At 72.6% G+C, this 14,092-nt stretch carries 12 protein-coding genes; 7 read left to right on the top strand and 5 right to left on the bottom strand.

The window, feature by feature from the left end:
* Positions 1-404: 404 nt before the first annotated feature.
* The 4 genes from Q0817_RS11425 (at position 405) to Q0817_RS11410 (ending at position 5,613) form a co-directional block, all read left to right on the top strand.
* Positions 405-737 (top strand): glutaredoxin domain-containing protein, encoded by a 333-nt coding sequence (locus Q0817_RS11425; protein ID WP_298587469.1) that lies wholly within the window; start codon positions 405-407, stop codon positions 735-737.
* A gap of 136 nt (positions 738-873) precedes the next feature.
* Entirely contained in the window at positions 874-2,067 is a 1,194-nt protein-coding gene (locus tag Q0817_RS11420; protein ID WP_298587466.1) for an ROK family transcriptional regulator, read from the top strand.
* 170 nt (positions 2,068-2,237) lie between these two features.
* Positions 2,238-3,653, top strand: coding sequence for a sugar porter family MFS transporter (locus Q0817_RS11415; RefSeq protein ID WP_298587463.1), 1,416 nt, complete (start codon positions 2,238-2,240; stop codon positions 3,651-3,653).
* Positions 3,654-3,936: 283 nt separating this feature from the next.
* On the top strand, positions 3,937-5,613 hold the full coding sequence (locus tag Q0817_RS11410; protein WP_298587460.1) for a thiamine pyrophosphate-dependent enzyme: 1,677 nt from the start codon (positions 3,937-3,939) through the stop codon (positions 5,611-5,613).
* Between the two features lie 112 nt (positions 5,614-5,725).
* Here Q0817_RS11410 and Q0817_RS11405 read toward each other — a convergent pair whose 3' ends face one another.
* The gene (locus Q0817_RS11405) at positions 5,726-7,102 is read right to left on the bottom strand and encodes an MFS transporter (protein ID WP_298587457.1); all 1,377 of its coding nucleotides are present in this window, start codon (positions 7,100-7,102) and stop codon (positions 5,726-5,728) included.
* Positions 7,103-7,188: 86 nt separating this feature from the next.
* Here Q0817_RS11405 and Q0817_RS11400 point away from each other — a divergent pair, with 86 nt between their 5' ends.
* From Q0817_RS11400 to Q0817_RS11390, 3 genes are all read left to right on the top strand, one after another.
* On the top strand, positions 7,189-8,034 hold the full coding sequence (locus Q0817_RS11400) for an MSMEG_6728 family protein (RefSeq protein WP_298587454.1): 846 nt from the start codon (positions 7,189-7,191) through the stop codon (positions 8,032-8,034).
* An 86-nt stretch (positions 8,035-8,120) separates the two neighbouring features.
* Positions 8,121-9,122, top strand: a complete 1,002-nt coding sequence (locus Q0817_RS11395; RefSeq protein ID WP_298587452.1) for a zinc-binding dehydrogenase — start codon at positions 8,121-8,123, stop codon at positions 9,120-9,122.
* The gene (locus Q0817_RS11390; protein WP_298587449.1) at positions 9,119-9,919 is read left to right on the top strand and encodes a GntR family transcriptional regulator; all 801 of its coding nucleotides are present in this window, start codon (positions 9,119-9,121) and stop codon (positions 9,917-9,919) included. Before Q0817_RS11395 ends, Q0817_RS11390 begins: the two co-directional genes overlap by 4 nt.
* Before the next feature lie 76 nt (positions 9,920-9,995).
* Here the strand turns inward: Q0817_RS11390 and Q0817_RS11385 are convergent, their stop codons facing one another.
* The 4 genes from Q0817_RS11385 to Q0817_RS11370 all read right to left on the bottom strand — a co-directional run bounded on the left by Q0817_RS11385 (position 9,996) and on the right by Q0817_RS11370 (position 13,969).
* Complete coding sequence (locus Q0817_RS11385) at positions 9,996-11,444, bottom strand: ATP-binding protein (protein WP_298587446.1); 1,449 nt, start codon at positions 11,442-11,444, stop codon at positions 9,996-9,998.
* Entirely contained in the window at positions 11,441-12,133 is a 693-nt protein-coding gene (locus Q0817_RS11380) for a response regulator transcription factor (RefSeq protein WP_298587443.1), read from the bottom strand. The genes Q0817_RS11385 and Q0817_RS11380 overlap by 4 nt, the downstream gene beginning before the upstream one ends.
* A 342-nt stretch (positions 12,134-12,475) precedes the next feature.
* Entirely contained in the window at positions 12,476-13,276 is an 801-nt protein-coding gene (locus tag Q0817_RS11375) for a rhomboid family intramembrane serine protease (protein WP_298587440.1), read from the bottom strand.
* 147 nt (positions 13,277-13,423) lie between these two features.
* On the bottom strand, positions 13,424-13,969 hold the full coding sequence (locus Q0817_RS11370) for a peptidylprolyl isomerase (protein WP_298587436.1): 546 nt from the start codon (positions 13,967-13,969) through the stop codon (positions 13,424-13,426).
* Between the last annotated feature and the right edge of the window lie 123 nt (positions 13,970-14,092).

Here is a 14,092-nt window from a genome sequence, read left to right as displayed (position 1 = left end):
CGTTCCCCGGATCTCCGGAGACCCGGGTGGCAAGAGAGTTCGGGAAGAATTCCCCGAATCGGTACAGAGAATGACAAATCATGAAGCTTGCGACCGGAAACGGGACGGTCCGAGCGCCTGTGTGACGCTGCGCGTCTTTCATCCGGCGGATCCAGGGCTTGTCATCCGGTTCAGGGTGATGAACGTTCGATGTCCTCGGGTTTCACGTGGAACTGCACGAATTCACAAAGAAATCCACCGATAACGGCTGCTCGGCGCAGCGAACAGTCCAGCCGGAGAGGAGTCGTCGCCCGGGGACGCCTCACCGGGTTGTCCCCCGATCAGGGGACAGCCCGTCCTGGACACCCGCCCCGCTAGACTGGACCGCCACTCTCCCCCTGCCGTCCGACCCGTGAGGAGCACCCGTGTTCAAGAAGGACCCGTCCCGCAGCACCCGCCCGGCCGTCTCCCACGCCGAGGCCGTGCAGCACGTGGAGGAGGGCGGAGTGGCCATCTACTGGCGGCCCGGATGCCCGTTCTGCGGCATGCTCGAACGTGGACTCGGCCCGGACGCCGCACGGGCCGCGTGGACCAACATCTGGGAGGACCGGGACGCCCTGGCGTTCGTCGAGTCGCTCAACGACGGCAACGCCACGGTGCCCACCGTGGTGACCCGGTCCGAGCACTTCGTCGCGGCCTCCCGCGCGCAGGTCGCCGCCACGAAGGGACTGATCGCCGAGGCCGGCAAGGTGCTCTGAGGACCGGCGGACGGGAGGCGCCGCCCGGCCCGGCCCTCCGGCGCGGCGGCTCCGGACCGCCCTCCTCTGTCTTCGACCTGTGAACGCCGATTAGAATGACACTCCTGTTCACGTTCACCGGTGAAAGAGGACGACGATGTCCGAGTCCGTCGGGCCCCCTGTTCCCCCCGGTTCGCAGACGTCCCTGCGCAACGCCAACCAGCGGCGCGTGCTCGAGACGGTGCGCCGGGACGGGCACCTCACCCAGGCCCAGATCTCCCGGCGCACCGCGCTGGCGCCCTCGACGGTGTCCAACATCGTGCACCAGCTGATCGACGCCGGGCTGCTGGTCATGGAGACGGACGGCGCCGGCCGCCGGGGCCAGCTCATCGGCTTCCGGGGCTCGGCCGGCCACGTGGTCGGCATCGACGTGGGACACCGCCACGTCACGGTGGCCGTCGCGGACCTGAACCAGCGGATCCTCGCCCAGCGGCGCCACGAGCTGCCCGACGAGCACCGCTTCGCCGAGGACCTCGAGCTGGTCGGCCGGACCCTCGACGTCCTGCTCCGGGACCACGGCACCCCACGGTCCGGTCTGCTCGCCGCCGGTCTCACCCTCCCCGCTCCCGTGGACCTCGAGGGCCGGCTGGTGAGTGCGAGCGCGATCCTGCCCGCGTGGAGCGGGATCGACGTGCGCGAGGAGGCCGGCCACCGGCTCGGGCTGCCCGTGGTCGTCGAGAACGACGCCAACGCGGGCGCACTCGGCGAGCACGCCTGGGGCGCCGGACGCGGAGCCCGGCACATGGCCTACCTCAAGATCGGCCACGGTGTGGGGGCGGGACTGATCCTCAACGGCTCTCTGTTCCGCGGCGCCACCGGCTCCGCCGGGGAGCTCGGCCACACCACCGTCGACGAGCACGGGCGGGTGTGCCGGTGCGGCAACCGCGGGTGCCTCGAGACCTACGTCTCCTCCAGGGACGTCACCGGCCTGCTGACCGCCACCCACGGCGCCGACCTGACCGTGCCCGACCTCGTGGGCGCGGCCCTCGCGGGTGACGTCGGCTGCGGACGGGTCATCGGCGACACCGGACGCCTGCTCGGCACCGCGGTGGCCAACCTGTGCAACACCATCAATCCCGAGCTCGTGGTCGTCGGCGGCGAGATCGCCCGGGCCGGTGAGCTGCTGCTCGCCCCGCTGCGCGAGGTCGTCTCCCGTCACGGGGTCCGCGGCAGCGTCCAGGACCTGCGGATCGAGGCCGCCCGGCTGGGGATCGAGGCCCACGTGGCGGGTGCCGTGATCCTCGCGCTGCAGCACGCGGAGCTGCCCGTCGGGGCCGGTCCGGGAAGATGACACGCCGGGCCCCTGTCGTCTTCGACTAATGGACATTCAGCGCACCGAGTTTTAGTGTGGACCGCGTCACAAGAACCCGTCGGCGTCGGCGGGCGCGTCCACCACGGAGGTGCGGCGGTCGGCACGTGCCGACCGCACGCCGATCTCTCCACCAGCAAGGGAGCTGTCCGATGAGCCAAGACGCCACGACCCCGACGGTCGAGGAGCATCCGAACACCTCGGCGGTCCTCCGGATCAGCATCATCGCCGCCTTCGGCGGTTTCCTCTTCGGCTACGACTCCGCCGTCATCAACGGCGCGGTCTCCGCCATCCAGGAGGAGTTCGGCGTCAGCCCGGGACCTCTCGGCTTCGCCGTGGCCTCCGCCCTGCTCGGCGCGGCGGCGGGCGCCTTCTTCGGCGGCCGCGTGGCCGACGCCCTGGGCCGCGTGCCCGTCATGAAGATCGCGGCGGTGCTCTTCCTCGTCAGCGCCATCGGCTGCGGCGTGGTCGACAGCTTCGGCTGGCTGATCTTCTGGCGCATCGTGGGCGGCGTCGGCGTGGGCGTGGCCTCCGTCATCGCCCCCGCCTACATCGCGGAGGTCGCCCCGGCGGCCGTGCGCGGACGGCTCGGCTCGCTGCAGCAGATGGGCATCGTGCTCGGCATCTTCATCTCCCTCGCCGTGGACGCCTGGCTCGCCGGCATGGCCGGCGGGTCCACCGAGGAGCTGTGGTGGGGCCTCGAGGCCTGGCGCTGGATGTTCATGGCCGAGGCCGTTCCCGCTCTCGCCTACCTGATCGGCGCCTTCACGATCCCGGAGTCCCCCCGCTACCTGGTCGAGGACGGCCGCTCGGACGAGGCCCAGGCCGTGCTGGCCAATCTCCAGGGCTCCGCGTCGGCGACCGAACGCGTGCGCCTCATCAAGGAGTCCCTCCGGAGCGAGCACAAGCCCCGGATGTCCGACCTCAGGGGCCGGACCGCCGGCCTCAAGCCCATCGTGTGGGTCGGCATCGGCCTCGCCGCGCTGCAGCAGTTCGTGGGCATCAACGTGATCTTCTACTACTCGAACGTGCTCTGGCAGGCCGTGGGCTTCACCGAGTCGAACTCGTTCACCATCACCGTGATCACGTCCGTGGTCAACGTCGCGGTGACCGTCGTGGCGATCGCCCTCGTCGAGAAGGTGGGGCGGCGCCGGCTCCTGCTCGTCGGCTCGGCGGGCATGACCCTCATGCTGGGCACCCTCGCCGTCGTGTTCGCCACCGCGAACGTCGTGAACGGCCAGCCCGATCTCGGCCCGACCTCCGGCCCGATCGCGCTCGTGGCCGCCAACCTCTTCGTGGTCTTCTTCGGCGTCTCGTGGGGCCCCATGATGTGGGTCCTGCTGGGCGAGATGTTCCCGAACCGGATCCGCGGCGCCGCGCTGGCCGTGGCCGGGTTCGTGCAGTGGATCGCCAACTGGCTGGTCACCGTGACCTTCCCGGCCCTGGCCGCCTTCTCCCTCGGCGTCGCCTACGGGCTCTACGCCTTCTTCGCGCTCATGTCCCTGCTCTTCACGGTCAAGATGGTCCGTGAGACCACCGGCATCGAGCTCGAGGACATGCAGGACTGAACCGGCGGCAGTTCCCCCGGCGACGACGGCCGGCCTCCCCACCGACGGGGAGGCCGGCCGTCGTCGTCCCCGGACCCTGCCGCACGGACCGCCGTCCCGGCCCGGGACCGCACGGCACGCCCCGGGCGCTGTGCGTCCTTCTTTACCGCTGCGTGACCCCCAGGACACGGATCGCCGCCCCCATCGGGTATTTTCGAAAGAACTGCGCGAGGCCGGGATCCCCGAGCCGCTTCCGGCCTGCCCAGCCCCACTGCTCCATTTTCAACGGCGAAAAGGACCCACGTTGACCCAGACCACTGCGGACCCCGCATCCCCCGCACAGACCACCGCCCGCAAGTCGGCGGGCCACGTCATCGTGGACACGCTCGTGGCGCACGGCGTCGAGCGCACCTACGTGGTGCCCGGCGAGTCCTACCTGGACGTGCTCGACGGACTGCACCACTCCCCGATCGAGACCATCGTGTGCCGGCACGAGGGCGGGGCGGCCTACATGGCCGAGGCCGACGGCAAGATGAACTCCACCCCCGGCGTGGCCATGGTGACCCGCGGGCCCGGTGCGGCCAACGCCCACGTGGGCCTGCACACCTCCTGGCAGGACTCCACCCCCATGGTGCTGTTCGTGGGGCTGATCCCCTTCGAGCACCGGGACAAGGAGGCGTTCCAGGAGTTCGACCCGCACGCCTGGTTCGACTCCGGGGCCAAGCGCGTGATGGTCCTGGACCACGCCGAGCGGGCTTCCGAGATCGTGGCCGAGGCGATGTTCGCCGCCAACTCCGGCCGGCCCGGCCCCGTGGTGGTCGGGCTGCCCGAGGACATCATCAAGGCCGAGATCGACGCGACCCTGCACCCGCCGATCCCGGTGGCCCACGGCGGGATGACGGTCAACGACTGGAAGGCGCTGCGCGACGCCCTGGAGGGCGCCGAGAAGCCCCTGTTCGTGACCGGCGGCAACGACTGGACCCTCGAGGGCGCGCAGGGACTCACGACGTGGCTGGAGGAGCACCACCTGCCGGCCGCGGCGGAGTGGCGCACCCAGGGCACCGTCCCGTTCGACTCCGACTCCTACGTGGGCCCGATCGGCTACGGCCGCCCCCAGCCGACCTTCGACATGCTCGAGGAGACCGACCTGCTGGTCTTCGTGGGCACCGTCCCCGGCGACGTGATCACCAACGGGTTCCTGGTCCGCCAGGACTGGGGGAAGAAGAACTTCCTGGTCACCATCGACCCGTCCCTGCGCGGGCGCTCCGGGCCGGTGTCCTACCAGATCGTGGCCAAGCCCGACGTGTTCGTGCGCGACCTCGTGCGCATCGACCTGCCGGCCAAGGAGCAGTGGAAGGAGTGGACCGCACGGCTGCGGGCGCAGCAGGTCGATTTCTCCACCCCCGTGTCCACGGAGCCGTCCGGGGGCCGGGCCCGGATGGACACCATGATGGCCCACCTCGTGGCGGGGCTGCCCGACGACGCCATGTGCACCTTCGGCGCCGGCGAGCACACCAACTGGGCGCACCGCTACTTCCCCGCCAAGGGGTACGCCTCGATGATCTCGGCCCGCAACGGCTCGATGGGCTACTCGGTGCCCTCGGCCGTGGCCGCGTCCCTGCGCTACCCGGGCCGGCGCGTGGTGACGATCGCCGGTGACGGCGAGTTCCTGATGAACGGCCAGGAGCTGGCCACCGCCGCCCAGTACGGGGCCACCCCTCTGGTGATCGTGATGGACAACCAGGAGTACGGCACGATCCGCACCCACCAGGAGCGGGACTACCCGGACCGGGTCTCGGGCACGCAGCTGAAGAACCCCGACTTCGCCCTCATGGCCCAGGCCTTCGGCGGGTTCGGGGTGCGCGTGGAGACCGACGCCGAGATCCCCGGCGCGCTCGAGGCCGCCCTGACGGCTATCGACGAGGAGGGCCGCTTCGCCCTGATCCACCTGATCGTGGAGCAGCGCGTCAAGGCGTACTGACCGGCAGGCCGTCCACCGCCCGCCCCGCGACAGGGGCCGGGCCGCGTCCCGGACGGACGCGGCCCGTGCCCCGGGCTCTCGCCCGTGCTCCCGCGGGGCGCGGCGGTGCTGCTCAGCCGGCCAGCGGATGCGCGATCTCGTCCTCGCGCATCCGCCCGGCCCACAGGGCACCGAGTCCGAGCGCCGGGGTCAGCAGGGCCACGGTCCAGAAGATCACCGGCAGCGGCACCACCTGGGCCACGGGCCCCGCGACCGCCATCGACACCGGCATGAGGGCGATCGAGACGAAGAAGTCGAGGCTCGAGACCCGCCCCAGCATGTGGCGCGGCACCCGGCGCTGCAGGAGCGTGCCCCACAGCACCATGCCCGCGCCGTCCCCGGCCCCGACGAACGCCAGGCACAGCGCCATGACCCAGAACGAGTCGGTGGTGGCGACGAGCCCGAAGGGCAGCGTCCCGAACCCCCACAGCACGATCATCCAGCTGAGATAGCGCCGCGGCAGGGGCAGCGACGCGACCACCAGGGAGGCCAGCGCGCTGGCGCCGCCGTAGCACGCCAGCAGGTAGCCGAACGTGGAGGCGTCCCCGCCCAGCCGGTCCCGGACCAGGAACGGGACGAGCACCTCCAGGGGTCCCAGCAGCAGGAACACCGCAAGCACCGCCCACAGCAGGGTCCACAGCAGCCACGGGGTCCGCACCGTGTAGCTCACGCCCTCCAGGAGGTCGTCCCGTACGGACCGCAGCGCGCCGACAGGCTCCTGCGGCGGGGGTCGCTCCCCGGCGCCCGGCACCGGGAACGGCTCCCCGGTGTGCGGTGCCGCGGCGGAGTCCCCCGCGGGATCCCCTGCGGCGTCTCCCGCGGACTCCGTGGTCGGCTCCGAGCCGGGTCCGGCGGCGTGGCCGGGCACGTGCAGGCGCAGCAGCAGCGCGAGCGCGGCGGCGTGGCAGAGGGCGATCACGGCGAGCGCCCCACCGGGCGCGACCAGCCCGATGAGCGCACCGGCCACGGCCGGTCCCGCCGCCTGCTGCAGGAGCGGGCGCGCTGTGCCCTCCACCCCGTTGGCCGCGAGCAGCTGCCGGGCGGGCAGGATCCGGGGCAGCGAGGCCGAGTAGGCCGGGTAGAAGAAGCCGAAGCCGGCACCGAACACGAACGCCGCGGCGGCGAGCTGCCACATCCGCAGCCCGCCGGTCAGGGCCAGGACGGCGACGGTCCCCGCCGTCAGGAGGTTGGCGGTCTCGACGAGGCGCAGCACCGAGGCCAGGGGGAAGCGGTCGGCCGCGATCCCGCCCACGAGCACGAAGGCGAGCATGCCGAGCGCGCCCGTGGCCGTCACGGCGGAGAGGTCCACGGCCGTCCCGTCCAGCTGCAGGACCTGGTTCACGAGGGCCACCGCCCACATCCCCGCGCCGAACACGCTGACGAACATCGCGAAGGCGAGCACGCGGTAGCGGCCGAGCCGGAACGGCTCCAGCGCACGGGGCAGGGGCATGCCCCCAGTGTCCCCCCCCCCGTGCGGTCCCCCGCGCACGGGCCGGTCCGGTGGTGAGGGTCGGGAATCCGTAGGACACTGGGGCGGTGCAGACCTTTCTCCCGTACCCGGACTTCGCCCGCTCCGCGCGCGTCCTCGACCGCAAGCGGCTCGGCAAGCAGCGGGTGGAGACCCTGCAGGTGCTGCGCGCGGCCACCGTGCCCGGCTACGGGTGGTACCGCCACCCGGCCACGGCGATGTGGTCGGGGCACGTTCCCGCCCTGGTCGCCTACGGCCGGGCGATGGTCGACGAGTGGACCGCCCGCGGCGGGGCCGACAGCACGGGGTGGCAGATCCGCGAGTTCGCCCCCGAGGCCTGGGACCGCTGTCCCGACGACGGTGTGGCCCCGCCGCCCCCGTGGCTCGGCGACGAGGCGTTCCACCGCTCCCACCGGTCGAACCTGCTGCGCAAGGACGAGGAGCTCTACCGCGGGGTCTTCCCCGACGACCCCGCCGGGCTGGACTACGTGTGGCCCGTGCCCGCGGAGGGCCGCACGCCCCCCGCCGAGCCGCCGCACGGCCGGCGGGCGTGGGTCCTGGCCCCGGGTGCGCACGAGGCGGCGGGCGGCGCCGTCGTCGTGCCGTTCCGCGTCCCGGACGGCGTGCGGGAGAGCCACTGGATGCAGGCCGTGGCCCGTGTCGAGCAGGAGCTGCGGGAGGGCGAGCCGGTGCTGCTGCTGCACGGGGCGCCCCGCCCCGAGCAGGTCGTGGAGCGGACGGTGCTGAGCGAGAACGTCCACCACGCCGTCGCGGGCTTCTCCCTCGAGCTCGAGCGCGGGGAACGGGTCCTGCGCCGGGAGCTGCCCGCGCCCGCCCGGCTGCAGTCGCCCCGGCCCGTCTTCGCGGTCCCCGCCGAGGCCGTCGGCGCGACCCCGGGCGCACCACGGGTTTAATCCGGCGTCACGCACGTCCCGGGGGCACCACCGTGGGTAGCATGTCACCCACCGGCGCCCGGCGCGCCCGACACCAGGAGGCGCGCATGCGAGGGTCCCACGTCCCCACCACGAGCACGATCACCGTCACCGACTGGCCCGATCCGCAGGCCCGGGAACCCGGTCAGGTGGTGGTGCGCATGCTGCACGCCTCGATCTGCGGTTCGGACCTGCACGCGGTCTTCCACGGGCTGCTCCACGCGGAGGGTCCGCTCCGCCCCGGCTACCCCGGCCACGAGGGGGTCGGTGTGGTGGTCGAGTCCCGGTCGGAGCGCGTCCCGGAGGGCACCCTCGTGCTGACGGTCCCCCAGGGCGAGATGGGCGGGTGCTTCGCGGAGCTCCAGCTGCTGGACGACCTGCACGTCGTCGAGCTGCCCGCCGGCACGGACCCCGGGGACTCCCTGCAGCTGCGGCGGCTCATGATGGCCCAGCAGTACGGCACCTGCCTCTACGCCATGCGCCAGTTCTGGCCCGTGGAGACGCCCGCCCGCCGGGCGCACACGTGCGCGGTGATGGGTGCGGGCTCCGCCGGGCTGTTCTTCGTGGAGGAGGCCCGGAGGCTGGGCTTCGCGCACGTCGTCGCCTCCGACCTGGACGCGGGGAGGCTCGACGTCGCCCGGAGACTGGGCGCCGTCCCCGTGCGGGTGCCGGAGCAGGACCTCGCCGCGGTCGTGGCCGAGGTCACCGGGGGCCGTGGCGCCGACCTCGTGATCGAGGCCGTGGGCCACGACGTGCTGCGCGACCAGGCCGTGGAGCTCGCGGCCGACCGGGGCGTCGTCGGCTTCTTCGGCCTGCCGGAGCGGCACGGGCCCACCGAGGTCCCGCTGTGGACGGCGTTCCGCAAGAACCTGCGGCTGCAGTGCTCCGTGGCGGCGCAGGCCGAGCCCGGACTGACCTCCTTCCGGGAGGCTCTGCGCCGGATCTCCGAGGGGGAGATCGACGTGGAGCACTGCATCGGGGCCGAGTTCCCCCTCGAGCGGATCGCGGAGGCCATGCAGCGGGCCGAGGAGCACCGGCCCGGGGACATCAAGCTGACGATCACCCCGTGACCACCCCACCCCGCTCCGTCGCCCGCTCGCCGGACGACGGCCGCCCCGGGGCGGCGCTCCCCGCTCTGCCGTCCGTGGCCGCCACGACCGGCAGCTCGCTCGCCGTGCAGGTGATGACCGCGGTGCGCCGGGCGATCACGGCGGGAGAGATGGAGCCCGGGCGGCTGTACTCGGTGCAGCAGCTGGCCTCCGCCATGGACGTCTCCCGCAGCCCCGTGCGGGAAGGCCTGCTGCGGCTGGGCGAGGCCGGGCTGATCCGGTTCCACCGCAACCGCGGCTTCGAGATCGTCGAGGTCAGCCCCACCGACGTCGCGGAGATCTTCGCGGTGCGCACCGCCTTGGAGGTCCCCGCCGCCCGGCGGGCTGCCCGTCTCGCGGGGCCCGGGGAGCTCGATCGGATCCGGGCCCAGTGGCAGGCGATGCACGAGGCGGCCCGCACCGGGGACCTCGAGGCGACCGCCCGGGCCGACGAGGCGCTGCACCGGCTGCTGCTCCTGGTCGCCGGCAACTCCCAGGCCGTCCAGCTCGTGGAGCGGCTGCGCACCACCACGGCCTTCCTGGGCGTCGTGGCCGCCACGACGCGACGGCCCGTCGACGAGCTCGCACGGGAGCACGACGCACTGGTGCAGGCCGTCCTCGCCCGCGACGAGGAGGCGGCGGCGCTCGCCATGCGCGAGCACCTCGCCTCGACCGCGCAGCGGCTCGTCGCCCAGGCCCTGCTCGCGCAGCGCACTCCCGCGGAGCGCGTCGAGGAGCTGACCGCGCAGGTCTGGGGCGCCGCCGCCGCGGGGTACTGAGACGGCGTGCTGAGACGGCGTGCTGAGACGCGGTCCGGGGACCGCCGCCACGGCGACCACGAGCACGGCGAGGCGTTCAGTCCTCGTCGTCCCCGCTCTCCCGCGGAAGACGCACCTCGAAGCGGCAGTGGCCCCGCGGGTCCTCGCCCGCGCTGATCGTCCCCCGGTGGGCCGCGACGATCTCCCGGCTGATGGCCAGGCCCAGTCCGGATCCCCCCGTGTCCCGGGTCCGGGAGTCGTCGAGCCGCACGAACCGCTCGAAGACCCGCTCCCGGTCCACCGGCGCGATCGTGTCGCCGTCGTTGACCACGTCCACGACGGCCTCCTGCCCCTCCGCCCGCAGGGAGACGGAGATCCAGGTGTCCGCGTGCCGCTCCGCGTTGGAGAGCAGGTTGCGGACCACCTGCTGCAGCCGGCTGGCGTCCCCCCGGACCCGCACGGGGTCCACGTGCACGCGCACCTCGTGCCGCGAGGCCGGGCGCATCCTGGCCAGCTCCTCCCGGACCACCTCGTCCAGGTCGGTGTCCGCGGTGCGCAGCCGCAGCCCGGCGTCGTCGATCTTCGCGAGCGTCAGGAGGTCCTCCACGAGCCGCCCCATCCGGCGGGACTGGGACCTGAGCACGGGGGCGACCTCCGGCCACGTCGCCCCGGATGGGTCGGAGGCGGCCACCTCGATCGTGGTGGTGAGGGTGGCGAGCGGGCTGCGGAGCTCGTGGGAGGCGTCCGCGACGAACCTCCGCTGCGCGCGGTCGGACGCCTGCAGGCGGTCCAGCATCCCGTTCATGGTGGTGGCGAGCACCGCGATCTCGTCCCGGGTGGGGGGCACGTCGACCCGCTCCCCCAGACGGGCCGTGCCGATGCGCCGGACCTGCCCGGTGATGCGCCGCACCGGCGCGAGGGAGCGGCCGACGAGGAACCACATCAGCGCGGCCCCGAGCAGCGCCAGCACCGGACCACCGACCAGCAGGAACAGGGACACGGTCTGGAGGGTGCCCTGCTGCAGCGCCATGGGAACCGCCACGGTGAGGGTCAGGGGCTCACCGTTGATGTACATGCCATGAGCGACATACACGAAGTCGCCGGTCCCGGGCACCGGTCCCTCCCCGGTCGCCGCGGAGTCGGAGGACTGCCCCGGCTCCAGGACCGGCACGGACAGGTCCGTGTCCAGCGCGCTGGCGGGGGACGCGGCCACCACCCGCCCCTCCGCGTCCTGGAGCTGCACGATGACCCCCGGCCGGCCAAGTCGCAGCATCAGCTCGCCGAGACCGGCCCGCGTGAACACGGCCGTTTCCCCCGCCGTACCCCCGGCGCTGCGCGGTCCCCACGGCAGGCCCAGGTCCTGCAGGATCTCCGTCTGCCGGGCCACCGCCTGGTCGTGGGCGGCCCCCACGGCCGCGCGGCTCAGGACCTCGAGCAGCACGGCTCCCGCGACGGCCATCACGAGGAGGATGAGCAGCGCCGCCGCGGCCGTGCTGCGCTCCCGCACCCCCCACCGGTCGAGCAGGCCCCTTCCGCGGGGGGTCACGACGCCGCGGTCCCGGGCTCGTCGGGGACCAGCCGGTAGCCCATGCCGCGGACCGTCTGCAGGGTCGAGAGGCCGAAGGGCGCGTCGATCTTCTTCCGGAGATAGCCCACGTACACCTCGACGATGTTCTCCGAGCCCTCGAAGCCGGCGTCCCAGGCGTTGTCCATGATCTCGAGCTTCGAGACGACCTTCTCCGCGTTCTGCATCAGGTACTGGAGGATGACGTACTCCTTGGCGGTGAGCTCGAGTGCCTGCCCGCGCCGGGTCACGGTCCGGCGGACGGGGTCCAGCTGGAGGGACCCGATCGTGAGGACCACGGGCCGTTCGGGTGCCCCGCGGCGGATGAGGGCGCGCAGCCGGGCCACGAGCACGAGGAAGCTGAAGGGCTTGGTGAGGTAGTCGTCGGCGCCGAGGTCGAAGGCGTCGGTCTGGTCGTACTCGCCGTCCTTGGCCGTGAGCATCAGGACGGGGACCCAGTTCTCGGCGGCGCGCAGGTCCTCGAGCACGGCGTAGCCGTTCCTGCCGGGCAGCATCAGGTCCAGGACCACGACGTCGTAGGGGTTCTCCCGGGCGAGCCACCCCCCGGTGATCCCGTCGTGGGCGACGTCGACGACGAAGCCCTCGTTCGTGAGACCGCGGCGCAACGACTCCGCGAGGTCCACCTCGTCCTCCACCAGCAGCACGCGCACGCGATCTCCCGTTCTCGTCCGTGGGCGCGGCGGGACCCGCCCCCGTCCAGTCTTCCGCACGCGGCCTGAGGATCGCTGGAGAACGCCGTCCCGGGCAGCGCGTTCCGTCCCCTTCTCCCCACCCGGTGCACAACGTTGTCCACAGGTGTGGAGAACTGTGTGCACAGCTCGCTCTCCACAGCGTTATTAACAGCTGTGGAAGCCGCCGTGGCGCTGTCCACACCGTTGGTCACAGGTGTGGAATTCCACCGGTGTAACTTGTCGACAGGTGGGGACAACCCCTGTGGAGAACACGCCCCGCCCTCGGCGCGCGGGGCCCAGTGGGCGGGTGCGGGAACGGCGTCACCGGCGGCGGCCGGCGCCGCGGCCCCGGCGGGTAGCGAGCGTGTAGCCGAAGGCGACCAGGGCCCCCGTGACGAGCCCGCCCAGGTGCGCCTGCCAGGCGATGCCGGGGAAGAGGAAGCCGAAGACGACGTTCACGCCGATCAGCACCGCGATCGGCGTGATGGACTGCCCCAGGTGGCGCTGCAGCACGAACAGGGCGCCGAAGAGGCCGAAGACGCCCCCGGACGCGCCGACCACGAGGCTGAGGGGGTGCGACAGCAGCAGGACGCCCACGGAGCCGCCCAGGACGGAGAGCAGGAACAGCAGCAGGAACCGGCCGCGGCCCAGTGCCGGCTCGAGCATCCGCCCGAAGAGGTAGAGCATGTACATGTTCAGGAGCAGGTGCAGCGGACTGGACATCGAGTGCAGGAACCCGCTCGTGAGCATCCGCCAGGGCTCGGAGGTCGTGGTCACGGGGGCGTAGGCGAACAGCTGCAGCAGGCTCACCCCCGCCGCCTGCACGAGCCACTGCAGCGCGTAGACCACCGCGTTGGCGCCGATGAGCCACCACGTGACGAGCATCGGGGAGCCCTGGGCCGCCCGGCCGCCGAGGCTCGTGCGCACCGCCGGGCGCGAGCGCGTCGCCTCCTGCACGCAGTCGACGCAGTGGACGCCCACCGCGGCCGTGCGCTGGCACTCCGGGCACGTCGGCCGGCCGCAGCGCTGGCACGTCACGTACGCCGGCCGGTCTGGGTGGCGCGGGCACACCGGGATCTCTCCTCCGGTGGACGCGCCGTACTGCGGTCGCTCGCCGCTCACTGGAACTCCTCCTGGGCCGGACCGGGCCCGGATCGCTGGACGGGGTGGACTGGACGGGAACGGCGCAGGCCCGTCCGGATCGCTCCGGACGGGCCTGCGCCGCTGGTCCCCGTCCCGGCGGCGCCGGGACGGGGAGACTGCTCGGATCTAGAGCTGCTCGACGTCGATCGAGGTGACCACGCAGTCCTCGACCGGGCGGTCCATGCCGCCGGTGCGGACGTTGTTGAGCTCGTCGACGACCTTCCGGGAGGCGTCGTCGGCGACCTCGCCGAAGATCGTGTGCTTGCCCTGCAACCAGGTGGTGGGAGCGGTGGTGATGAAGAACTGGGACCCGTTGGTGCCCTTGCCGTTGCGCTTGCCGGCGTTGGCCATCGCCAGGATGTAGGGCTCGTTGAAGTCGAGCTCGGGGTGGATCTCGTCGTCGAACTCGTAGCCCGGTCCGCCGATGCCCTGGCCGAGGGGGTCCCCGCCCTGGATCATGAAGTCGCGGATGATGCGGTGGAAGACCACGTCCTTGTACAGGGGCCCGGTCTGCTTCTCGCCGGTGCGCGGGTCGCTCCACTCCTGGGTGCCGTCCGAGAGGCCGATGAAGTTCTTGACGGTCTTCGGGGCGTGGTTGCCGAACAGATTCACGACGATGTCGCCGTGGTTCGTGTGGATGGTCGCCTTGGCGGTGGGAATGGCAGAAGTCATGCGCTCATTCTTGCACGGCGCCCGGAGGCCCTCCCCGGCGGGGTCACGGGGTTCAGCGCACAGTGAAAAGGCCCGGGATTGCGCGGGGCACCCTCCTGCCATGACGGCTCTGCCCGTATGCTG

It is taken from the genome of uncultured Kocuria sp. (genome assembly GCF_947500125.1).
GTDB lineage: Bacteria > Actinomycetota > Actinomycetes > Actinomycetales > Micrococcaceae > Kocuria.
Note: the sequence above shows the minus strand (reverse complement) of the source record. Positions and strands in the feature narration are given on the sequence as shown.